The sequence below is a fragment of the Pantoea sp. BRR-3P genome (assembly GCF_039621635.1).
Lineage (GTDB): Bacteria > Pseudomonadota > Gammaproteobacteria > Enterobacterales > Enterobacteriaceae > Pantoea > Pantoea floridensis.
In genome coordinates this window covers 430,512-453,023 of sequence record NZ_CP155067.1, presented here as the reverse complement: position 1 = coordinate 453,023, position 22,512 = coordinate 430,512, and the positions used below count along the sequence as shown (strand labels likewise).

General features: G+C 54.1%; 20 protein-coding genes. 7 read left to right on the top strand and 13 right to left on the bottom strand.

The features are described 5' to 3' along the window. Positions 1–6: 6 nt before the first annotated feature. Positions 7–1,080: an ABC transporter substrate-binding protein gene (locus AAGR08_RS21670; protein WP_345830093.1), complete on the bottom strand. Its 1,074-nt coding sequence runs from the start codon at positions 1,078–1,080 to the stop codon at positions 7–9. Between the two features lie 193 nt (positions 1,081–1,273). Between AAGR08_RS21670 and AAGR08_RS21665 the strand changes: the two genes are divergently transcribed. Beyond that, a complete protein-coding gene (locus AAGR08_RS21665; RefSeq protein WP_097097773.1) occupies positions 1,274–2,050 on the top strand; it encodes an ABC transporter ATP-binding protein in 777 nt (258 codons plus the stop codon). A 224-nt stretch (positions 2,051–2,274) separates the two neighbouring features. On the opposite strand, the gene eptA is transcribed toward AAGR08_RS21665, so the two are convergent. After that, positions 2,275–3,918: a phosphoethanolamine transferase EptA gene (eptA, locus tag AAGR08_RS21660; RefSeq protein WP_345830091.1), complete on the bottom strand. Its 1,644-nt coding sequence runs from the start codon at positions 3,916–3,918 to the stop codon at positions 2,275–2,277. A gap of 321 nt (positions 3,919–4,239) precedes the next feature. Here eptA and fetA point away from each other — a divergent pair, with 321 nt between their 5' ends. Both fetA and fetB read left to right on the top strand, forming a co-directional pair. After that, the gene (fetA, locus tag AAGR08_RS21655) at positions 4,240–4,908 is read left to right on the top strand and encodes an iron ABC transporter ATP-binding protein FetA (protein ID WP_345830089.1); all 669 of its coding nucleotides are present in this window, start codon (positions 4,240–4,242) and stop codon (positions 4,906–4,908) included. After that, positions 4,895–5,656 carry an iron export ABC transporter permease subunit FetB gene (fetB, locus tag AAGR08_RS21650; RefSeq protein WP_345830087.1) on the top strand — a complete coding sequence of 254 codons (762 nt, stop codon included), beginning with the start codon at positions 4,895–4,897 and terminating at the stop codon, positions 5,654–5,656. Before fetA ends, fetB begins: the two co-directional genes overlap by 14 nt. A gap of 73 nt (positions 5,657–5,729) precedes the next feature. Here the strand turns inward: fetB and AAGR08_RS21645 are convergent, their stop codons facing one another. The 10 genes from AAGR08_RS21645 to AAGR08_RS21600 form a co-directional block, all read right to left on the bottom strand. Continuing rightward, a complete protein-coding gene (locus AAGR08_RS21645; protein ID WP_345830086.1) occupies positions 5,730–6,263 on the bottom strand; it encodes a GNAT family protein in 534 nt (177 codons plus the stop codon). Positions 6,264–6,436: 173 nt separating this feature from the next. Continuing rightward, complete coding sequence (locus tag AAGR08_RS21640) at positions 6,437–7,285, bottom strand: VOC family protein (protein ID WP_345830084.1); 849 nt, start codon at positions 7,283–7,285, stop codon at positions 6,437–6,439. 23 nt (positions 7,286–7,308) lie between these two features. Next, the gene (locus AAGR08_RS21635; RefSeq protein ID WP_345830082.1) at positions 7,309–8,460 is read right to left on the bottom strand and encodes an amidohydrolase; all 1,152 of its coding nucleotides are present in this window, start codon (positions 8,458–8,460) and stop codon (positions 7,309–7,311) included. A gap of 2 nt (positions 8,461–8,462) precedes the next feature. Next, positions 8,463–9,566, bottom strand: coding sequence for an alkylhydroperoxidase domain protein (locus AAGR08_RS21630; protein ID WP_345830080.1), 1,104 nt, complete (start codon positions 9,564–9,566; stop codon positions 8,463–8,465). A gap of 93 nt (positions 9,567–9,659) precedes the next feature. Then, the gene (locus AAGR08_RS21625) at positions 9,660–10,649 is read right to left on the bottom strand and encodes a putative FMN-dependent luciferase-like monooxygenase (RefSeq protein ID WP_345830078.1); all 990 of its coding nucleotides are present in this window, start codon (positions 10,647–10,649) and stop codon (positions 9,660–9,662) included. Further along, positions 10,646–12,256 (bottom strand): ABC transporter ATP-binding protein, encoded by a 1,611-nt coding sequence (locus AAGR08_RS21620; RefSeq protein WP_345830076.1) that lies wholly within the window; start codon positions 12,254–12,256, stop codon positions 10,646–10,648. The genes AAGR08_RS21625 and AAGR08_RS21620 overlap by 4 nt, the downstream gene beginning before the upstream one ends. Further along, positions 12,253–13,110 (bottom strand): ABC transporter permease, encoded by an 858-nt coding sequence (locus AAGR08_RS21615; RefSeq protein ID WP_345830074.1) that lies wholly within the window; start codon positions 13,108–13,110, stop codon positions 12,253–12,255. Before AAGR08_RS21615 ends, AAGR08_RS21620 begins: the two co-directional genes overlap by 4 nt. After that, positions 13,107–14,051, bottom strand: a complete 945-nt coding sequence (locus AAGR08_RS21610; RefSeq protein WP_345830820.1) for an ABC transporter permease — start codon at positions 14,049–14,051, stop codon at positions 13,107–13,109. The genes AAGR08_RS21615 and AAGR08_RS21610 overlap by 4 nt, the downstream gene beginning before the upstream one ends. A 12-nt stretch (positions 14,052–14,063) precedes the next feature. Continuing rightward, positions 14,064–15,686 carry a TIGR04028 family ABC transporter substrate-binding protein gene (locus AAGR08_RS21605; protein WP_345830072.1) on the bottom strand — a complete coding sequence of 541 codons (1,623 nt, stop codon included), beginning with the start codon at positions 15,684–15,686 and terminating at the stop codon, positions 14,064–14,066. A gap of 504 nt (positions 15,687–16,190) precedes the next feature. Next, positions 16,191–16,505, bottom strand: coding sequence for a hypothetical protein (locus AAGR08_RS21600; RefSeq protein WP_345830070.1), 315 nt, complete (start codon positions 16,503–16,505; stop codon positions 16,191–16,193). A gap of 652 nt (positions 16,506–17,157) precedes the next feature. On the opposite strand from AAGR08_RS21600, the gene AAGR08_RS21595 reads away from it, so the two are divergent. Then, positions 17,158–17,949: a DUF4225 domain-containing protein gene (locus AAGR08_RS21595; RefSeq protein ID WP_345830068.1), complete on the top strand. Its 792-nt coding sequence runs from the start codon at positions 17,158–17,160 to the stop codon at positions 17,947–17,949. Between the two features lie 83 nt (positions 17,950–18,032). On the opposite strand, the gene AAGR08_RS21590 is transcribed toward AAGR08_RS21595, so the two are convergent. Then, the gene (locus tag AAGR08_RS21590; protein WP_345830066.1) at positions 18,033–18,350 is read right to left on the bottom strand and encodes a hypothetical protein; all 318 of its coding nucleotides are present in this window, start codon (positions 18,348–18,350) and stop codon (positions 18,033–18,035) included. 582 nt (positions 18,351–18,932) lie between these two features. Here AAGR08_RS21590 and AAGR08_RS21585 point away from each other — a divergent pair. The 3 genes from AAGR08_RS21585 (at position 18,933) to AAGR08_RS21575 (ending at position 22,504) form a co-directional block, all read left to right on the top strand. After that, the gene (locus AAGR08_RS21585) at positions 18,933–19,928 is read left to right on the top strand and encodes an MsnO8 family LLM class oxidoreductase (protein WP_097097788.1); all 996 of its coding nucleotides are present in this window, start codon (positions 18,933–18,935) and stop codon (positions 19,926–19,928) included. A 22-nt stretch (positions 19,929–19,950) separates the two neighbouring features. Beyond that, positions 19,951–21,108 carry an amidohydrolase gene (locus AAGR08_RS21580; protein WP_345830064.1) on the top strand — a complete coding sequence of 386 codons (1,158 nt, stop codon included), beginning with the start codon at positions 19,951–19,953 and terminating at the stop codon, positions 21,106–21,108. An 82-nt stretch (positions 21,109–21,190) separates the two neighbouring features. Beyond that, positions 21,191–22,504: an LLM class flavin-dependent oxidoreductase gene (locus tag AAGR08_RS21575; protein WP_345830062.1), complete on the top strand. Its 1,314-nt coding sequence runs from the start codon at positions 21,191–21,193 to the stop codon at positions 22,502–22,504. The last annotated feature ends 8 nt before the right edge of the window (positions 22,505–22,512 follow it).

The following is a 22,512-nucleotide window of genomic DNA, read 5'->3' as shown; positions in this document are numbered from 1 at the left end:
GACTCCTTAGCTCGACATGTTGCTCATGTGCGCCATGTTGCTGGCGTGCTGATGGGCTGATTCAGCTGGCAGCAGCTCAGGCACGTAGTGCTCAGCAAAACGCTGTGCATCGGTATCTGGACGGATCACGTTGATTTTCTTCAGCTCGTCGACATAGACCGCCACTTCTTTGCGCAGCTGCACGCCAGTTGAATGATGGCTATGCGTATGCTCTTTCAGCATCGCGGCAATGTCCTCAACCGCTACCGAGCCCGGTACAAACGGCTGGAAGATTTTCGCCGTCTCCTCCGGATGTTCGGCGGTCCACTGCTGTGCATCGACAATCGCTTGCGTAATGGCGCGCGCGGTGGCCGGATCGTCACGCACCAGCGAGCCGCGCAGGCCCAGCACGCAGCAGGTGAGGTTGGCGTATTCGCCTTTCAGGTTGTTATCAACTTCCACTAAATTGTGCTGCTTTTTCAGCAGCCAGCCCTGCGGATCGTCGGTGGCCAGCGCCTGCACTTCGCCTTTGCGCAGCGCTTCGCCAAACAGGTCAGGCGGATACTGCAACCAGTTCACCTGCTTATCGGGATCGATACCCTGTTTCGCCAGCTGAATGGCAAAGAAGTTGCGAATTGGGCTAGCCTGATCGCTGACCGCCACCGATTTACCCACCAAATCTTTCACATCACGGATACCGCTGTTTTGCGGTGCGAGTAAACGCATGCAGCCGCCGTGCGTGCCCACCGTGAGGTCAACATCAAAGCCCTGCTCCAGGGGTTTAAGCCAGCGCAGCGCCATACCAATGCCGCCATCGGCCTGGCCGGTAGCAATTGCCTGTAACAGCGCATCGGTGGGACCGCTAAAGTTCACCGGCTCAACATTGAGGCCGTACTTTTTAAAGAAGCCTTGCTTCAGCGCCACCGAAATCGGTGATTGGCACACCGCCGTTTGTCCCCATGCCAGCTTAATGGTTTTAAGTGATTTATCGTCGGCAAATACCGCGCTACTCAGCAACGGATTCACCGCCACACCAGCACTCAGGAAACCCAACCCGCGTAATAACGCGCGTCTGCTCAGAGAGAATTGTTGAAATGCCATCTTGTCTTCCTTGTAGATAAAGTTCACCGCACTATGGCAAAGGCGATAACCGCGACAAAATAACAATCCCGCATGTCGTCATGCAGTTTTTCATTATGAGAATTTGCGTATTAGTTTGCCGAAATGGCTATTTCGGTGGGTTGAAAGAGAGGCCTATGCTTTATTTATTTGCACAGGAAGCAGGAGCGACAATATGACCGATACCACGGCAGGCGTTAATATTACGATTGAGAAGGTAAATCACCACTTTACGTTAGAAGGTGAAGATTTACCGGTGCTGGAGAATATTAATTTGCAGGTGCAGGCGGGCGAATTTGTCGCGCTGCTGGGTCCTTCCGGCTGTGGTAAATCGACGCTGCTGCGCCTGCTAGCCGGACTGGAACCGCCGGCCAGCGGTGTACTGGCGGAGGAGGGCAAGGCGATCACCGCGCCCGATCCGTCGCGCGTGGTGGTGTTTCAGGATCCGACGCTCTATCCGTGGCGCACGGTATATGACAATGTCGGTCTCGGGTTGCAAATTCGCGGTGAAAGCCGCCCGGTGCGCGAACAACGCATCAACGCTATGTTAGATCGCGTAGGACTGAAGCAGTTCGCCCGCGCCTGGCCGCATCAACTCTCTGGCGGCATGGCGCAGCGTGCGGCGCTGGCGCGTGCGCTGGTTAACATCCCGCGTTTGCTAATTCTTGATGAACCGCTAGGTAAGCTCGATTCGCTGACGCGCTTGCGCATGCAGCAAGAGATCGTTGATTTGTGGCAGGAGCAGCAGTTCACCACGCTGATGGTAACGCACGATGTGGAAGAGGCGCTGGTGATGGCCAATCGCGTCGTGGTGTTCAGCCCGCGTCCAGCAAAAGTGGTGGATGTGATTGAGGTTGATCTGCCGTGGCCGCGCCGGCGTGACGATCCGCAACTGGTGGCGCTGCGCAGCCGGATTCTGGATTTATTGGGAGCGGATCGCGTGGCAGCGTGACATGGGTCGCCATAAATGGCGCCCCTACAACAGCCAGCGGTTTAACCTTGTGTGGTCCGTAGTGTCGCCATTTATGGCGACCGTCCAGCAGCAGCCAGCGGTTTAAACTTGTGTGGTTCGTAGGGTCGCCATTCATGGCGACCGTCCAGCAGCAGCTAGCGGCTTAACCTTACGTGATTCGTAGGGTCGCCATTCATGGTGACCGTCCAGCAGCAGCCAGCGGTTTAACTTTGCTTAGCCCGGCAAGCGGCAAGAATATCGTCCTTAGCCTGATATTCACTGGTCTGAACCCCGGTTAATCCCAGCATGGTTGAGAACAGATTATCCTGTGAATAACCGTTATGTGCCGCTTGCCGATCAACACAGGCTTTGCTCACGCCATAGCGCTGTTGGTAGTCCGGCGATAGCCAGATCAGCATCGGTACATGTTTCTGCACATCTGGCGCAATCGCATAGGGCATGCCGTGCAAATAGGCACCGTTTTCGCCCAATGATTCACCGTGATCGGAGAGGTAGACTAGGCTGGTGGTATAGTCATCCTGATGTGCTTTGAGCACATTGATCGCTTTATCAACAATGTAATCGATATACAGAATGGTGTTGTCGTAGGTATTAACCAGCTGTTCTTGCGTACAATCCTGAATCTGGCTGGTATCACAGGTGGGCGTAAATTTTCTAAACTGTGGCGGATAACGGTTAAAGTATGTCGGTCCGTGGCTGCCAATGGTGTGCAGCACAATGACGCCATTGCCCTTCAGATTTTTAATGTAATCCTCAATACCGTGGAATAACACCTCGTCATAACATTCACCGTCGTGACACATATCCGGCAAATTCAGGCTGGTCATATCCTGATGCGGTACGCGATCGCAAGCGCCTTTACAGCCGCCATCATTATCGTTCCATAGCACTTGTACACCGGCGCGCTGAATAATATCCAGCAATCCTTCCTGATGCTCAACCAGCTGATCGTCATAATGTGCTCGCGGCATATTGGAGAACATGCAGGGCAGAGAGACGGCGGTGGCGGTACCGCACGATTGTGTATTCGGGAAATAGGAGACGTCATCTTTTGCCAGGCGTGGCGTGGTTTCCCGCTGATAACCATTCAACTGGAAATTAACGGCACGCGTGGTTTCACCAACCACTAAAATAGTCAGGTTTCTCTTTGGTCCGGCCAGCATCGCTGGTTTCTGTTTGGCATCCAGACCAATTTTTACCAGCGGTAAGTTGGCGGTGCGGCTGTGGTTATACCAGGAAAGCGTCGCCACAATTGAGTTAGAAGGACTGAGCGATTTAATCAGCTCTTTTTGGTTACGAAACAGTGAGGCGTAATCTTTGTAGAAGAACATCGCTACTAATGCGATGCAAATAATCGATACCACAATTGAAGCCATGCGTTTGGCGACACTTTTCCAGAAAGGCTTGCCATTATTAACGCGCAGCCAAAAGACCAGCAGAGCGGCAAGCAATCCGCTACATCCCAGCGTAATAATCAGTTTGGGTGATAACAAGGCAAAAGATTCGGAAGGCGTGGTATCGATAATATTCACGATCATCGAACGGTCGATCACCACCCCAAAGCTCCAGATAAAATATTGTGCCGCAGCCGCAACCAGCACGAAGAGAGCCAGGATGAGCTTGTCGAGCCATAAAAACGAAGCGAGTGTAGCGATTATATTGATAACGCTGAATGCCACTACTGGCATGGAAGCAAATACCAGAATAGTGCGTAAGCTATCAAGCGGCATGGCGGCAATCACCTGCCGATAAAAAGCAATGTTCAGGAAAACCGCAATATAAATTGAAAATAGTGTAATAAACGTAAGCCGACTTAACGTCGGTCTTTTCGCGAGCGAGAACGTCATTGATCCATCCATCGGTGTAAAGATGGAGAGAGCTTAAAAAATGAAGGTTAAGTGAACCTTAGGTTACAACCAGATGATAAGAAAACTCACCATGGCGAACACGCTTACAGCAACAGCCAAATATTCACTGAATGGTCGAAATTTCATCGCTTTCATTAAAAATATCCTCTTAAGTTGAGGCTATTTTCACTGTTGAAGATTAAGCGATCCTTAGCTCTGCCAGAATGGAGGGCATTACAGCGTGATAGCGGTTAATCGCGAGGATGCATCGCGTCTACTTAGACTATAATCCCCCGGTTTATTTTTCCGGGAACCTATGTCATGACCACCCATTCTCCTTTGCTGGATGTGCAAGGGGTAAGTTTTGCCATGCAGGGCCAGACGCTGCTGGCGCCGATTTCACTACAACTCCATCCCGGCGAGCTGCTGTTGCTGACTGGACCTTCCGGGAGCGGCAAAAGCACGTTATTGAAGATAATGGCGTCATTAGTTGCACCGACAGCAGGACAGATTTTTTTCGGAAATCGTGACATTGTCACGTTGAAGCCCGAGCGTTATCGGCAACAGGTTTCCTATTGTTTCCAGACGCCCGTGCTGTTTGGCGACACGGTTTACGATAACCTGGCGTTGCCATGGCAGATTCGTCAGCAAAAGCCGCAACGCGAGCAGCTGGTGGCTTCGCTCGCCAGCGTGCATCTAACTGCCGATATGTTGGACAAGAAAATTGAGCAACTATCGGGCGGTGAAAAACAACGGGTTGGACTGCTGCGCAACCTACAGTTTATGCCGCAGGTGCTCTTGCTGGACGAAGTGACCAGCGCACTGGACGAAGAGAACAAAATCGCGATCAATCACCTTATCGATGGGTTAATACGTGAGAATAATCTCGCCGTGATGTGGATCAGTCACGATGTGCAGGAGATAAGTCAGGCAAAAAAGGTGCTGAAACTCGATATGCCCCAACAGGGAGAAGCCCATGAGCCAGCATAATATTACCGACAGCTCGCTGTTGCTCTCACTGATGCTGGTGCTGATTGCGCTGCTGATCAGCCAGAAAGAGAAGCTCGGCATGAGCAAAGACATCATCTGGAGCGTATGTCGCGCCATTATCCAGCTGGTGATCGTTGGCTATGTGCTCAAGTCGATCTTTGACCTGAACAATGACTGGCTCACCGTGCTGATGGTGCTGTTTATCTGCGTCAATGCGGCGCTCAATGCGCGTAAACGCAGCCGCAATATTGATAAAGGATTTACCATCTCCTTTATCGCGATTACCACGGGCACCACGCTCACTCTGACCATTCTGGTGCTAAGCGGTGCGATTGAATTTATCCCTATGCAGGTGATCCCGATCTCCGGAATGATTGCCGGTAACGCGATGGTGGCGGTTGGCTTGTGCTTCAGCAATCTCAATCAGCGAGTTAGCGATAATCGTCAGAAGATTCAAGAGATGCTGAGCCTGGGCGCGTCAGTGAAAATGGCATCAGGGCAGTTTATCCGTGACAGCATTCGTGCCGCGATGATCCCCACCGTTGATGGTGCCAAAACGGTCGGGTTGGTGAGTTTACCTGGCATGATGTCTGGGCTCATTTTCGCCGGTATTGATCCGGTAAAAGCGATTAAGTATCAGATTATGGTGACATTTATGCTGATCGGCACCGCCAGTTTATCGACCATCATCGCCGCCTACTTGTCTTATCGGCGGCTGTATAACAGGCGCGCACAGCTAAAGATGTAAAACCGGTCGCCATGAATGGCGACCCTACAAAATCGTAGGGTGCGCATTCATGCGCACCTGGGAATGACTGCGGTTAATAATCCTTTTGCAGCAGCCCAAACAACCAGTCGTTATGCCACGCATTTCTCAGCCAGTAGCTTTCCCGCAGTTCACCCTCTAATTCGAAGCCGACTTTTTCCAGCAGTCGGCGTGAGGATGTATTGCCTGCGGTAACGGTCGCGATAAGCCGCCGGATGCCGCCGTCCTTAAACGCATAGTCACAAAGTGCGTTGAGTGACTCATACGCATATCCCTTACCCTGAGCTTCCGACGCGAACAGGAAGCCGACTTCGGCGCAGTCGCTATCGCGGTGAATATAGCCGCTGACCCCGAGGCGTTTGCCCGACTGTTTGTCCCGCACCACCAAACACAACCAATGCGCGCTGCGTGGCGACCAGAGCGGCAATCTTGAATTGAAATCAGCGTGAATTTTCTCTTCAGATTTTTGGTCCGCGATGTAGTGCATGACTTGTGGCGAGAGCTGTAGCTGGCGGTAGAAAGCCCAGTCGGCTTCCTCGAGCTGCGCGCAGGTGAGTCTGGGGGTTTCAAGCTGCAATCGGCTGGTCAATGTTCACCTTCGGTAACAGGAGAAGAAGATGAAGATAGTTTAACCTGGTCGCCATGAATGACGACCCTACGATCATTTAGCGCAGCCAGGTGAGTTGGGCATTTATGCACAGCGGGTCGCCATGAATGGCGACCCTACAAACCGTAGGGTGCGCATTCATGCGCACCAATTACTCACTGCTGGAACCTTAACGCCACGCCAAACGCCTGCTCGGCACCGACAATGACCGCGGACTCTTCTTCGCGGAACGGTACGTCGCCGAGCAGCAGGCTGGCTTTCAACTTGCGCAAATCCGTGGTGCGCAAACTTAACCCGGCCATGCGGGCGCTGCCGTCGTAATCGAGTGGTAAACCGGCAAAACGCTGGGTGACGTATTCTGCGGCGGCAAAGCGCACCGTTGCCACGCCCGCTTTCAACACAAACGCACCTTCCTGGCAGGCGGTGAGCTTATCGGCGCCAAACAAACGGCTGTAAGGCTGTGCGGCGGCGGCAGGATCCTGTGCCACCACCACAAACTCAACGATATCGCTCACGCCATTGGGATGGATGCGCCATGCGTCCTGCCACACCGAATCTGGCGTGTCGTGCTGACAAAAGAAGCTGCGGCCATTGGCAACCAGCGACGGACGTAGTCGCACGGTGCGAAAGCGCGCTTCCTGCTCGCTACCATCCGGCAAGGTCACCGGACGGAAAAAGCTCGCAGGCTGATCGCCGTCGATATCCTGACTCTCCAGATAGCGCCACACTGCATCGGCATCCTCGGTTTTCCACACTAAGCCGCTCAGGCCAATCGGCGATTGCCATAAATCCTGGCGCAGATTGCCGCGTCCGGCCTCAAAACCTAATAACTCCAGATAGTTATCACCGAAGATTGCCAGGTGATTGCTGGAACCGAGCGAATGATGGCCGCGCTCGGTAAGCTGAAAACCCAAGCGACGAAACAGCGCGCTGGCGTCGTCTAACTGATCGGCAACATTGATCACCACATGGTCGAGACGCGGAACCGGTAGCGAAATCGCCATCGCTTTTCTCCTTACTCTTAGGGTCACGATGCCAGCGCCTGTTGTTGGCGCAGCGTCAGCAGCGCGCGTTGGGCCAGCTCAGTGAAGTATTGCACCGCAGGTTCCAGCATCGCTTCGTCCGGATCGAAACCGGCATGATGCAAACCATAATCACTGGCGCTGCCGATACTGACAAACGCACCTGGCAGTTGCTGTAGGTAGAAGGCGAAATCTTCGCCACCCATCTGCGGCGTACCGATTTGCGTCTGATAGCCTTGTTCTTTCGCCAGACTCAGCGCGAAATCAGCCCACTCTGGCGTATTCACCAGCGATGGCGGACCTTCCTGCCACACCAGCTCAACCTGCGCGCCAAATCCGGCGGCGATACCCTTTATCAATGCTTCAATTTTATGCGGAATCTGCGCCCGAATTTCCGCGTTGTGGGTGCGCACCGTGCCTTCCAGCTCCACCGTCTGCGGCAACACATTCCAGCTATTGCCCGCCGTGAAGCGCGTTACGCTAACCACCACCGATTCCAGCGAGCTGAACACGCGGCTCGGTAGCGTTTGCAGCGCGGTGACGATGTGGCTGCCAATCACAATGCTATCAATACCTTCATGCGGTCGGGCCGCATGTGCACCTTTGCCGGTGATATTGATTTGGAAACGATCGACGTTGGCATAATAAGCGCCACCGCGCGTGCGCAGCGTCCCGGTGGGCAGATCCGGCGCATTATGCAGGCCAAAAATCGCCTGCACATCGTTCAGCGCACCTGCCGCCAGCAGCTGTTTCGCACCGGTGAAAATCTCTTCGGCGGGCTGGAACAGAATGCGCACGCGACCGGGTAGCTGGGCTTCGATACGTTGCAACTGCTGCGCCACGCCGAGCATTACGCTGCTGTGCAGGTCGTGGCCGCAGGCGTGCATCACGCCCGGCTGCTGAGATCGCCACGGGTTGTCGGTTTGTTCATCGATTGGCAAAGCATCAATATCGGCCCGCAGCGCGATCAGCGGTTCGCCATGGCCGATTTCAGCGACCACACCGGTTTTCAGCGCCAGCGGCAGCAGCTTGACGTTGAGTTGTTGCAGCCAGCGCGTTAGCCGTTCGGTGGTGGCGAATTCCTGGTCCGACAGTTCGGGATGCTGATGCAGCTCGCGTCGCCAGCGCACCAGCTGTTGAGGGGAAAGCGCAGTCATGGTCATCCTTGGGTTTGTGCCGGTAAGAAGGGTTCGCCGAGCGTCAGCATCAGGCGGTTAGCCCAGGCGAAAAAGGCCGCGGATTGAATCAGATCCAGCAGTTCCAGCGTGCTGAATCCCTGATCGCGCAGCGTGTGCAGCTGCTTCAGGCTGGTGGCGGCCGGGGTGATCGATAATGTCGCAACCAGATCGATCTGCGCCGCCCAGCGCGCCGATTGTCCGTGCGACAGCTCGGCACCCGGCGCGACATTCAGCAGCTTCTGTACTGCCGGTTCATCTTTCGAGAGTTGGCTGGCTTTGCGCGCGTGGACCGAGGCGCAATAAATGCAGCCGTTGACCTTGCTTACCACCGTGGCGGCGAGTTCGCGTTCGGCACGCGAAAGTCCACCAGCGGTGTAGAAGATGCCTTTATCGGTGAGCGTACGCTGCTCGAGTAGCGGCTGGTTGCGTCCCAGCAGGCGGAAGTAATCGGAATCGCTGTGGCCGAACTTCGCCAGCGTGGCCTGCTCGTCAGCGCTAAATTCATTCAGCGGTTTCGCGGCCAGCCACGGCTCCCAGCCGAGTTCCTGCTGGGTAAAGGCGGTGAGGGCGGTTTTGCCGCTCAGGGTTAACGGCGCTTCGTGCCACTTTCCGGCTACCGCATGCGGCTGCGCAGCCGTCTCTTCGCCATTCAGTAAACGCAAACCGAGCAGCAAACGGCTCTGGAAGCTGACAAACGCAATCAGCTGCGCCAGGGTGACGATACCGCGCGGCGACCAGCCGGCATGTTGCAGCGTGTCGATGTGCTGCGGCGCGGCCTCCACCGGATGCCGACTGAGCAGTTCAGCAAACGCTAAACCGGCGTCAAAGCGTGCGTTTTGCGCTGGCGGTTGCGCCTGCTGCTGGTAATGCGCCTGCAGCGCGGTTACACCGTGCCAGGCCGCGGCCTGTGCGGCGAGCGCAAAGCGTTCGGCTAACGGGAAATCCTCATCATCTTGCGTAAACAAGACATCGTAGCTGCCTTGCGTATGCTGCGTGGCGGCGGCGCGTTCGGCACGGGCTTGCGCCAGTTCGGAAGCGGGATCGATATCGGCCAGCGCATTAAGTAAATCAAACGGTTGGGACATACAATTCTCCAGTTAAAGCATCAGTAGGTCGCGATAAATGGCGACCCTACAAACCCTGCCGTAGGGTCGCCATTCATGGCGACCGCTACTGATTTAACCCCGCAGCGCGGGCGCGATGTGGTCGGCAATCAACTCTATGGAACGCAAAATGTCGGCGTGCGGCGGATCAATGGAGTGCACCTGGAAACTGATGTCGGTGACGCGTTGCAACACGGTATCGGCCAGCAGCGATTGACGCACCCGATTGGCATCACCAAAATGCGCATCCAGCTGGCGCGCCTGTTCGTCCAGCGTGTGGCCAACCACATGTCCTGATGCGCGGAAATGGTCGGCCTGGCGCTGCAGGCCCGGCTCGGCGAGACGGCGTGCATAATCGTTAGAATCAGCTACAAAGGCGGTGCGCGATGCCAGAATGCGCGGCGCGATGCCTGGCGGCAACGCCGCCAGATAGGCATCGATCATCGGGTTCTGCATCTGATCGAGCGTTAAATCAGGTTGATCCGCCGGACGCGGCTGGGTGCGCGACAGCATCAAACCGTGGCCCGCCTGGCCGGCGCGTGCCGCACCTTCCACTGAGAAGGTGGCGATCCACACGCGTTGGGCCAACGTTGGCGCGGCGGGATAAAGATGATTATCTGGGTGCCCCAGCGTATCGCCGCGCCATGCGCTGAGTAGCTGATGCAGATGATCGGCAAACACGTTGGCGCGTTGGTCGATAGTGATGCCGAACGGCAGAAACGAGGTGGCGGTGCCGCCTGAACCAAGCCCCACTTCCAGCCGCCCGTTACTCAGCAAATCCAACACCGCGGTATCCTCGGCGACGCGCAGCGCGTTCTCCATCGCTAGCGTGATGATGCCGGTACCGAGGCGAATGGTGCGGGTGTGCGCGGCAACGTGCGCCAGAAACAGCAGCGGCGACGGCAGGCCGCCTTCCTTCTCGTGAAAGTGGTGCTGGGCAATCCACGCGCTGTCAAAACCGGTGCGCTCGGCATGTTGAATCTGTTCGGTGGCGAGGCGATAGCGCTGCTGTGCCGTGGTGTCATCCAACAGGCGGGTGAAAAAGCCAATACGTTTACGCGTCATGCAGACTCCTTAATCAGCGGACGGAAAGCGGGGATTGCGTCAATCAGCGCTTGCGTATACGCATGCTGAGGCGCAGTAAAGAGCGTGACGGTGTCACCTTGTTCCACCACTTCACCAGCACGCAGCACGGTAACGCTGTGCGCAATACGCCGCACGGTGGCGAGATCGTGAGTGATGAATAAGTAAGTGAGGCCGAGTTCACGCTGCAGCTGCTGCAGCAGCTGCAGAATTTGCGCCTGCACCGTGACATCCAGCGCCGAGGTGGCTTCATCCAACACCAAAATCGCCGGCTGCAGGATCAGGGCGCGGGCAATCGCTACACGCTGACGCTGGCCGCCAGATAACTCACGTGGTTTACGTGTCAAAAACTCCAGCGGCAGGGCAACACGTTGCGCCACCGCTTCAACGCGCTGACGACGCGCTTCGCGACTGAGTTTTTCGAAGTTAAGCAGTGGCTCTTCAATAATGGCGAACAGCGTCTGGCGCGGATCGAGCGAAGCAAACGGGTTCTGATACACAAACTGAATCTTGCGGCGCAGTTGGCGCTGGGCTTCACCGCGCAACGCGGTGGCATCGATGCCGTCAATGACTACGCGTCCGCTATCGGCTTGCTCAAATCCCAGCAGAATGCGCGCCAGCGTGGTTTTACCCGAACCGGATTCGCCGACCAGCGCGTGCGTGGTGCCGCGCGCGACGGTAACGCTCACCGCTTTTGCCACCTGCAACTGATGATTGCGACCGAGGGAAAACAGTTTATTGATGCCGGAGAGCTGAATCGCCGGTGATGAGAAGTTGGCCCGGACAGGAACGGCCAGCGCGGTTTCACCGGGATCGGCATCCTGCAGCAGCTGACGCGTATACGGATGCTGCGGCGCGTTGATCACCTGCTGCGCCGGTCCTTGCTCCTGCACCTCGCCGTGACGGAACACCAGCAAACGATCGGCGCGTTCTGCTGCCAGCGCTAAATCGTGCGTAACGAACAGCACCGCGGTGCCCGATTCGCGGCGCAGCACGTCCAGCAGATCGACGATGCGCTTTTGCACCGTCACATCCAGCGCGCTGGTCGGTTCATCGGCGATGATGATTTGTGGACGCAGGGCGAGGGCGATGGCAATCAGCACCCGCTGTTTCATGCCGCCGGAGAGTTGATGCGGATACTGCTTCAGGCGCTGCTCCGGATGGCTCAAACCCACTTTTTGCAGCAGCTCCAGCACGCGCTGCTGGCGCTCGGCTTGGCTGATTTTCAGGTGCAGCTGCAGCATTTCACCCACCTGATCGCCGATGGTTTTTACCGGATTGAGCGAGTTGCCCGGATCCTGCGGCACTAAGCTGATGTTAACGCCACGTAGGCTATCGAGCCGTTTTGACGACCAACCGGCGATATCGGTGCCGTTCAGCACAATCTTGCCGCTGTCACGGCGACCATTCTCCGCCATCAGGCCAATAATGGCCTGCGCGGTGGTGGTTTTGCCGGAACCGGATTCCCCGACCAGCGCCACCATTTCACCAGGCTGCAATTCAAAGCTGACGTTGTGTACCACCGCGCGCCATTCGCCGCGCTGGCGATAGCTCAGGGTTAAATTCTCAATGGCTAATAACGCGCTCATGCGTCACCTCCTGCCAGCTGGCGGCTGATGCGATTGGCGGCCAGCACCACCGCAACCACCACGATGCCGGGGAAGGTGGTGAGCCACCAGGCGGTTGCCAGATAGTTACGCCCTTCGGCGATCAGCAACCCCCATTCCGGCGTTGGCGGCGGGGTGCCATAGCCGAGGAAGCTCAGCGTGGAGAGTGCCAAAATTGCCTGGCCAAACTGCAGGGCGGCAAAGGCGATCACCGCCGTGAGCGAGTTGGGCAAAATGTGGCGCCACAGCACGCGCCAGAAACTGCCGCCGCTGCCGTAAGCTGCCTCAACAAACTCACTGCGGCGCACGCGTACGACTTCACCACGCGCCAGGCGGGCGAAGCTGGCAATTGACGCAATGCCCACCGCCAGCGCGGCATGCACGGTACCGAAGCCGAGCAGAATCAGAATACTGAGCGACAGCAGTAGCGACGGAATTGACAGCAGCACATCCACCAGACGCATTAAGGCGTTTTCGGTGCGACCGCCAATCGCTCCCGCCAGCACGCCAAGTGAGGTGCCGCCAATCAGGCCCATCGCCACTGCCGCAACGGCTGCAGCCAATGATTGTGAGGCCCCATAGATGATGCGCGTATAGAGATCGCGACCCAGCTGATCGGTGCCGAGCCAGTACGCGGCCTGCGGCGGCAGACGTTGCGCGCCGGGCACGCCTTCGGTTGGGCTGAAATGGGTAAACAAACTGGGCGCAAAGGCCGCCAGCAGCGCCAGTAGCATCACGCCCCACGCCAGCCACAAACCTGGCTGGATATGTAGCGCGCGCGACGCCCGTGCGTTGCCGTTGCTGTGACGCGCAGTTGAGTAATCGACCAGGCTCATCGGTGGCCTCCGGCAATGGATTGCAGGCGCGGGTCGAACAGCGGCATCAGTGCATCGACCAGCAGGTTAATCAGCACAAAGGCCAGCGCGGAGATCATCACCACTGCTTGTAACACCGCGACGTCCTGATTATTTACCGCCTGCTGCGTCAGCTGGCCAATGCCGCTCAGGCCAAATACGGTTTCGGTGATCAGCGCACCGGCAATAAGTTCGCCGAGCAGTAAACCGGCGACGTTAAGTACCGGCAGCAGCGCATTGCGCATCACGTGATGCCACAATACGTGGCTTTCGCTGGCTCCTTTGGCACGCGCCACCGCCACAAACGGCTGGGTGGAAACCTGATCAATGCTGCGCAACAGAATCTGCGCCAGCGGCGCGGAGATTGGAATCGCCACGGTAATGACCGGCAGGATCAGGCCTTGTAGCGCTGAAGGGTTGATCACCGGAATCCAGCGCAGCTGGAAGGAGAACAGCTGAATCAGCGCGATGCCGAGCCAAAAGGTGGGCAGCGAGATAAACAGCGCGGGCACCGATTGCAGCACTGAACGCAGGAAGCGCAGCCTGGGCAAACGCGACAGCGCCGCCAATGCAAACGCAATCAGCGTGGCGAGCGCAAAACCGAGCAGCGCCAGTTGCAGCGTGGCAGGCAGGTTGCTAATCAGCTGTTCGCTGACCGGCACGCCTGCCTGCACCGAGTAACCGAAATCGCCGCGCAACATCGCCAGCAGCGTGTGCACGTACTGCTGCCAGAGCGGATTATCCGCGCCGTAAGCCAGGCGCATTTCGGCGATTTGATCCGGGCTGAGGCCCAGATCCGGGTTCTGAAACTTGATCAGCACCGCATCGCCGGGCAGCACCTGCAGCAGAAAGAACGACAGGGTAAACGCGGCCCACAGCACCAAAACGCGTTGACCCACTCTTCGCAGCAGTGAACGTTGCATCATTAACCTGCCTTAGTGTTTTTCCAGCCACGCGCCGTAGAACGACGGTCGACCTACGGCCTCAAAATCGATGCCTTTTAGCCATGGCGCACCGGCAAAGACCTGTGGCTCTTCAAAGATCGGAATGACGTAGGCCTGTTCGAGCAGATAACGCTGCGCATCGCCGGTCACCGCCAGACGCTTGGCCGGATCGACCTCAGAGGAGATGTTCAGCAATAGCGTATTGAGCTTGTCGTCGCGGAAGTTCTGCACCTTGTCGCTGGAGCCGCCTTTCTGCAGCAGCGCATCGCGGTTAGTCGGGTAGAACTGGCTTTTCACCACGTCAGGATCGGCGCGACCCACTTCTGATACCACCAGTGGGGTTTTCAGCGGATCGAGGTTATCCAGCACGCGGCTACCGGCATCACCGGCTTTAACCGCCAGCGCTACGCCCACCTGACGCCACTGCTGTGCCACCAGCTGCAGCACTTCTTTGTTCTGCGGCTGCGGCAAGGATTCATAAACCGCTAGCGCCAGCTTCTTGCCATCCTTCTCGCGAATGCCGTCGCTGCCCGGTTTCCAACCCGCTTCATCCAGCAGCTTTTTCGCCAGCGTAGGATCGTATTTCAGTTTGTCGGACAGATTGACGTAACCGGCCGCCGAGGTGGCGATCACCGAGGTGGCCTGCGGGTAGTTCGGCGAGAACAGGGTTTGCACCACCTGCTGCGCGTTGGTGGCGTGCAATAGCGCCTGACGCACTTTCACATCGCTGACCAGCGGGTTATCCGGGCGGAAGCTGATGCTGTCGTTGACGCCGCGCGTAGGCGCGGCATAAATCGGGAAGTTTTGCTGCTGCGCCTGCTTCTCGTCATAGGCTTGTACCTGACGGATAAAGTCGGCCTGACCGGCCAGCAATGCGCCAATGCGCACGCTGTCTTCTGGGGTGACGATGAACTTGATGCCGTCGAGATTGGCAGGACCTTGCTGGGCGCTATTTTTCGGGCCCCACTGATAATCTTTGCGCGCGGTTAAATCGACTTCGCGCCCAAGTTTTTCATCGCTGACCACAAACGGCCCGGAGCCAATAATATGGCGCGCATCGCCTAACTGATCGAAGCTACGCTGCAGAGTGCTGAGGGAAACAAGACCGGATCCAATGGTTGCCGTGCCCTGCAAAAACCCGGGGGACGGCTTTTTGAAATAGAATTTCACCGTTAGCGGATCAATAACCTCACTACGATCGTAATTATTAATCACTTCAGAAACCGGCAAGCGCTGGGCTTTATTTCCCAGCCCGTAGGTATCAAAGTTTTTCGCTACCGCGTTCGCATCTAATGGCGTGCCATCAGAAAACGTCACGCCGGGACGAATTTTAAAGGTGTATTCGGTTTTATCAGCGTTGCTACTCCAGCTTTCGGCAATCCACGGCTCAACCTGCAAGGTTTTGGGATTTTGCCACGTCAGCTTATCGGTGATTTGATTCAGAATACCGCCGTTAGGATAAAAACCACCGGCAGGCGGATAGAGGTTGGTATGCGCCTGCTGTTCAAGATAAATCAGTGTGCCGCCTTTGACCGGCGTATCCGCCGCGTGGGCGCTAAAAATCCCTGATAGCAGGGCTAAACTTAGCGCCTGCAAGTGAAATTGCTTAGTCATGGTGTTTCCCTTTTTTATCAATAGCCCGACGGGCGGTTTTCATCATCAAATGCCGCACCCGCGAGTTGAACCAATGAATTGCACTAAGCTTTGCCGAAAATGATAAATAGCGCGGAGCGTGCGCTCCGTCGAAGCGAAGCGATGTATCGCGCTTAGTCAGGATCAGGCCTATTATCTTTTTAGTATGTCGTCCAAGTGATTTGCACTAACTTACTTATTACATGTTGAAATCTGCAGTAATGCGAAGGTGAGGTTGATGCTGTATTAACTATCTGGCGAGGAGAGCTTAAGGGTTTATTTCGCAGTTCATCCAAAACTATTTATAAAGCGTTTTTTTTTGAGTTTGCATATGTAATTAGTCAGACTTCGTATGAGAATTTCAGCTAAAGCGTTTTAGTTTGGAGTAACTATCTGGATGAACGCTTCATAAAAATGAGTAAAATTCGCTGATTTCAAAAGGCGTTGAAGATGTGCTTATGACAAGATTTTGCACGATGATTCACGTCAGGCTATTATTTTGTTGAACCTCAAAAAAACTCTTACTCCTAATTTAAAAGGGGCAATAAATTCAGCAATAAAGAGTGAAGCAGTTAATGTGAAAATGATTCCTCCTAAATCATAATTAAACACAAAGCTTAACACACAAAAAATAAGTGCAACGAATCGGAAGAGCATTCCTCCTAAAAAATAAAGCCTTAAGTCAATTACAATATCAATCCATAACTTTTTTTCTTTTTCTGCACAGAAAGAAATGAAAGTTATTTCTTTTTTACTGAAGCCAGCATTAATTAACCGCCTTTTAATTACTATGTTATCCATTTCCATCATGTTCCTATCTATTGATCTCATATCATAACCATTCCCATTCTGCTAAAACAGCATAAAGAAATGATTCTTTGAAAAATATCACCGAATAAATTTTTGCTATTATTTAAACTCATCTCCACGACAACAATAAGTATTATATCGTTGCCGAATAAGCACATTCCTCTTGCTTTATGATTTTAATTGCTTACTTGGTATGGCAATCTGCTGCGAATTTCATCAGAGTCTTTAACTTGAAAGAATTCGCTATCAAATACGCTCATTGCGACAGTTTACTTAATATGGCGGAAGTAGCAGCGTTCCACTCGTGTGTACAATGTCGCGAAGCAACCGTTATGACATCGTACCAGGCACGAAATACTGAAATCATGCACCGCACATTTTAAACGATGCATTATATCGCGCGTAATTATGCCGTGAGAGCCACTTGCCACACGTTCGCATATCTGTGAAGTTTGTAAGAATAGGCTTATTGCATCTTAAATTATTTCAGGAATGAGAGGTGAGAGGCGCTTGAAGATTAACGATTAAAGCTGAAGCAAGTAAGGTTTTACTGTGCCATTGCTCCTCCGGCGTTGAGGCATGATTTGATGAAATAAATAAAAGTCTTTTATTAGCCATGCTATTCAGCGAGGGAGTTTCGGTTATGGATAACTATCTGGATAAAAAACGTTTCAACAGTTATTACCTTACTTTAGCGTTAGATGAAGCTGAAAATTTGCGGATAACTGCACAACGCGCCTCTTCACGCCATTTGCAGGATCTGTTTACGCGAATGAATTTCAATAATGAGATTGAAAAATTTATCTCTTCACAGTTGCAGGGTGTCAAAGAGGCTGAAAATGAACATGAATGTGAGTCATGTTTATTCAATCTGAAAGAAGAGAGAAACTTTATTTATGAGCAGGATAATGATCTTGGAATGCGTCGAGCTCAGGTTGTAGTTTCTGCCGAACTTGTGAATAAACTCGATACGTGGGGTTATATTATTAATGGTGTTAGTGTGGTTTTGAGTGGGTTTCAGATTGCAGCAGGTATGGGAATGATTGCCGCATCAATGACACATGGCAATTTCATTGGTATATCAACTGGGGCGCTTTTGATATTACACGGTATTAATGGTGGCATTGAAGGGTTGTTTAATATTGTTGAAAATCGCTCGGATACAATCGGTCCTGTTAAAAAAGCATATGTGCAAGTCGCAAATTTTATGGGCTATAGTGATTCTGTTGGCTTGATAGCTTATAGCACAATGGACATTGCTTTATCTTTTTATGGTTTGGCAAGGCATGTTATCAAACCCGACTCATTCCGAATTTATCGATATTTACCCTCTGATTTTGTAAGGAATTACAAAACTATGAGCAATAATGCGTTAATGCTTGAGGCTGTTGGAGATGGCTTTGCCATAAAATCAATGATCGATAGCAGAAATTAATCCCTCAGTGCTTTAAATTTTATAAGTGGCTTAGCTCCTTGCTTAAAGGAGCCATAAATTTTAGTGGAAGAAAGTATTTAAGTCTATTGTTTGATGTACTTGTATTTTGAAAACGCTTTACTTCCTAAATTTAAAGGAAAAAACACTTCAGCCATTATAAATGAAAAAATCAATGGGATGCCGATTACAACCATGTTGTAGTCTCCCTTGAAAAAGCACCATGCACAAAAAGTAGTGACTAGTAATCTTATAAAAATTCCTCCAATGAATCTTGCTCTCAAATCCTTAATAATTTCAATTATTGTTAGTTGCTCTTTTTCCGCCCAGTAAGCAATGAAGTTTATTTCTTTTTTTGTGAATCCAGCATTAATTAATCGCTTTTTAATTAATAAGTCATCCATTTCCATCATGCTCCTGCCAAGTGACCTCACATCATAACCATTTTCATTTTACAACAACATAATTATGAAAGGGTTTTGTGAAAAATATCACCGATTAAAATTTGACTCTGTTCTTAAAGCTACCTCTCCGACAATAATAAGTATTATATCATCATCAAATAAGTACATTCCTCTTGCTTTATGATTTTAATTGCTTCCTTACTGTCGCAATCTGCTGCGGCTTTTATCAGAGCTCTTCATTGGCGTAATGTTCGCTTTCAGCCATGCGCTGCGCGGGAGTTTGCTGGAAATTCACTTAGCTATGCCGAAAAAGAGCAAAGCCCTGCGCAGGTACACGATATAGCAGGAAAGCCGTTATGTTCTCGTGCTAAACGAGGACGTGCAGGGATCACGCAACCCACATGCTGTAGCGATTCTATTTATCGCGCAATAAAATACGCCGCCATAAATGTTAGGTAGTTATTATTTGTCATTAACGCTATTTCTATTTTTCATATTCTCTATCTCGGATTTGTTGTTTTACGAAATAGCGATTACCACACCAAACTACTCGTCATATTCACTACAAAAAGGATAAGGCGCATGTCATACCGACTGAGTTTGCTGGATAAATCGCCGATTGCCGATGGAGAGACGGCCAGTCACGCGCTACATCGCACTTTACAGTTAGCGCAGCAGGCGGAAGCCTGGGGCTATCACCGCTTTTGGTTAGCGGAACATCATAATACCGATCGCCTGGCGAGCCCTTCGCCGGAACTGCTGATCGCCTGGATTATCGGCCAGACCCAGCATATTCGCGTCGGCTCCGGCGGCGTGATGCTGCAGCATTACAGTCCCTACAAAGTGGCGGAAAACTTCAACTTATTAGCCTCGCTGGCTCCGGGTCGTATTGATATCGGCGTCGGTAAAGCGCCGGGTGGCTTGCCGCTCTCCACGCGGGCGCTGCAGCTCGGTGTCCATCTGCAGGAGAAAGGCAGCTTCGCGGAGCAGCTGACGCTGCTGGATAGCTGGCTGCAGGTGCCGCCGGTGGGAGATGAAGAGATTCTGCGCGCTACGCCGCAGCCGCCGCGTCCGGCGAATCGTTTCCTGTTGGGTGCAAGCGAAGAGAGCGCCAAACTGGCAGCTGAACTCGGCTGGCAGCTGGTGTTTGCTGCGCATCACAACGGCGATCCACAGCTGATGGAGAAAGTCCTCAATAGCTATCGTCAGCACAGCAACGGCCAGCGTGCATTGGTGGCGGTGCAGGTGGTGGTGGCGGATTCGCCGGCGGAAGCCGATCTGCTGGTGGACAACCTGCGCGTCTATCACGTCAGCGTGAAAGATGGCCCCAGCGTTAACGTCGGCAGCGTCGAGCAGGCGGAGCGTTATGTGCGTCAGGGCGGCTACAGCGATTACGTGATTGAACCACGCACGCCTTCGCTGCTGAAAGGTACCGCCGCGCAGGTACATGCCAAGCTGGATGCGCTCCATCAGAACTTTGGCATTGAAGAGTTCGTGATTGATACGCCGGTGGCTGAAGAGCGCGCGCGCGTGAAATCACTCGAACTGTTAGCCACGCACCGTTTAGTGACGGCATGATTCGCCGATTCCGGAGGCAGGTATGACGCAATTTAGCGAACATCAGCTGATCGACTGGCGGCGCGAGCTGCACAGCTGGCCGGAATTATCCGGTCGCGAAGTCGAAACCACTGCACGCCTGCGCCGCTGGTTACAGGACGCCGGTTTGCGTCTGCTGGACTATCCGCTTGAAACCGGCGTAGTGGTAGAAGTGGGACGCGGCGACACGCTGATTGCGCTGCGTGCCGATATTGATGCATTACCTATCCATGAAGCCACCGGACTTACTTACCGTTCGCGCAACAGCGGCGTGATGCATGCCTGCGGCCACGACGTGCACAGCGCCGTCATGCTGGGTGCGGCATTACAACTGAAAGCGATTGAAGATCAGTTGCCAGGCCGCATCCGTATTCTGTTCCAACCGGCGGAAGAGAACGCTACCGGTGCACGCCAATTAATTAACGCGGGCGTTTTGGATGGCGTACAGGCGATTTTCGGTATGCATAACGAACCCGGTTTACCGACCGGCACCTTCGCCACGCGCGGCGGCGCGTTTTATGCCAATGCGGATAAATTTATCGTGCGCGTGTCCGGGAAAGGCGCGCATGCGGCGCACCCGGAAGAGGGCGTTGATAGCATTGTGGTCGCCAGCCAGATCATTCAGGCGCTGCAATCGTTGACCAGCCGTAGCTTCAATACGCTGGACAGCTTAGTGCTGAGCGTTACGCGCATCGACGCTGGTAAAACCTGGAATGTGTTGCCCGGTGAGGCCGAATTTGGCGGCACGGTGCGCACCCATGATAAACAGGTGCGCGCCGAGCTCGAGCAGCGCGCCCGCACGCTGGTGGAGAACATCGCGGCAGCCAACGGCGCCAGCGCCACCTTTAGCTGGCATCCTGGTCCACCGGTGCTGGAGAACGATGCGCGCTGGGCGCAGTTTGCCAGCCACGTGGCGCAGCAAGTCGGTTACCGCGTGCAAACCGCCGAGCTGCATCTTGGCGGTGAAGATTTTGCCTACTACTTACAGCAGATCCCCGGCGCGTTTGTCAGCATTGGCAGCGCCAGCGAGTTTGGTCTGCATCATGGCGGCTTCAACCCTGATGAAGCGCTGATCGCCCCCGCTGCACACTACTTTACGCAACTGGCTCAGCAAGCGTTGCAGCACCTCAATGCGCGATGTCGCGACGCCATTCTGAACTAGATCGCTTCACTGATTTAATCCCGGTTCTGCACGGCGACACGATGTCGCCGTCAGGCTGCGCCTTGGTACAAGAGAGAACATTATGACTGCAAGACAACTGCGATTGGGCACTATTCTGCATGGCGCATCTGGCAATATGTCCGCGTGGCGTCATCCGGCGGCGCTGGCAGATGCCAGTATCAATTTTGACTATGCCAAACACATCGCGCGCAAGGCGGAGGCGGGCAAACTGGACTTCCTGTTTGTCGCCGATGGCCTGTTCATTAACGAAAAGTCGATCCCGCATTTTCTTAATCGCTTTGAGCCGCTGACGCTGCTGTCGGCGCTGGCGGGCGTCACGGAGCATCTCGGGTTGGTTGGCACCGTTTCCACTTCGTACAGCGAACCTTTCACCGTGGCGCGTCAGTTTGCCAGCCTCGATCATCTGAGCGGCGGTCGCGCTGGCTGGAACGTGGTGACTTCACCGCTGGAAGGGTCGGCGAAAAACTTTTCACGTCAGCAGCATCCGGAACATGCGCTGCGCTATCGCATTGCCGATGAGTATCTGCAAGTGGTGAAAGGGCTATGGGATTCGTGGGAAAGCGATGCCTTCGTGCGTAATAAGGAGAGCGGCCAGTTCTTTGATGCCAGCAAACTGCACACCTTGAATCACCACGGCGATTTCTTCCAGGTACAGGGGCCGCTGAACATCGAACGCACGCCGCAAGGTCGTCCGGTGGTGTTTCAGGCGGGCGCGTCTGAAGATGGCAGAAAGCTGGCGGCGCGTCATGCCGATGCCATTTTTACTCATCAGCCGACACGCGAAGAAGCGCAGGCATTCTATCGCGATGTGAAAAAGCAGCTGGTGGCGAATGGTCGCGAGCCGGGCGATTTGCACATCTTCCAGGGCGTGGGCGTGATTGTGGGCGACAGCGCGGAAGATGTGGAGCAGCAGTATCAAACCACCGCGGCGCTGGTTTCCATCAAGGATGCGCTCAACTATCTTGGCCGCTTCTTCGATCACCACGACTTCTCGCAATATCCGCTTGATGAACCGTTCCCGGAACTCGGCGATATCGGTCAGAACAGCTTCCGCAGCACCACCGACGAAATCAAACGCAAAGCGCGCGAGCACGGTCATACGCTGCGCCAGGCCGCGTTAGAGGCCGCGACGCCGCGTCCACTGTTCCACGGTACGCCGGAGCAGGTTGCCGACGGTTTGCAGCTGTGGTTTGAGAGTGAGGCCACCGATGGCTTCATCATTCAGGGCGGCACGCCCGACACCTTCGAACGCTTTGTCGATCGCGTGGTACCAATTCTGCAAGCGCGCGGCTTAACCCGCACGGAATATCCCGGCACCACGCTGCGCGCCAGCTTTGGCCTGAAAGATCCGCTTAACCAGTTCACACAACAATAAGAGTCGAG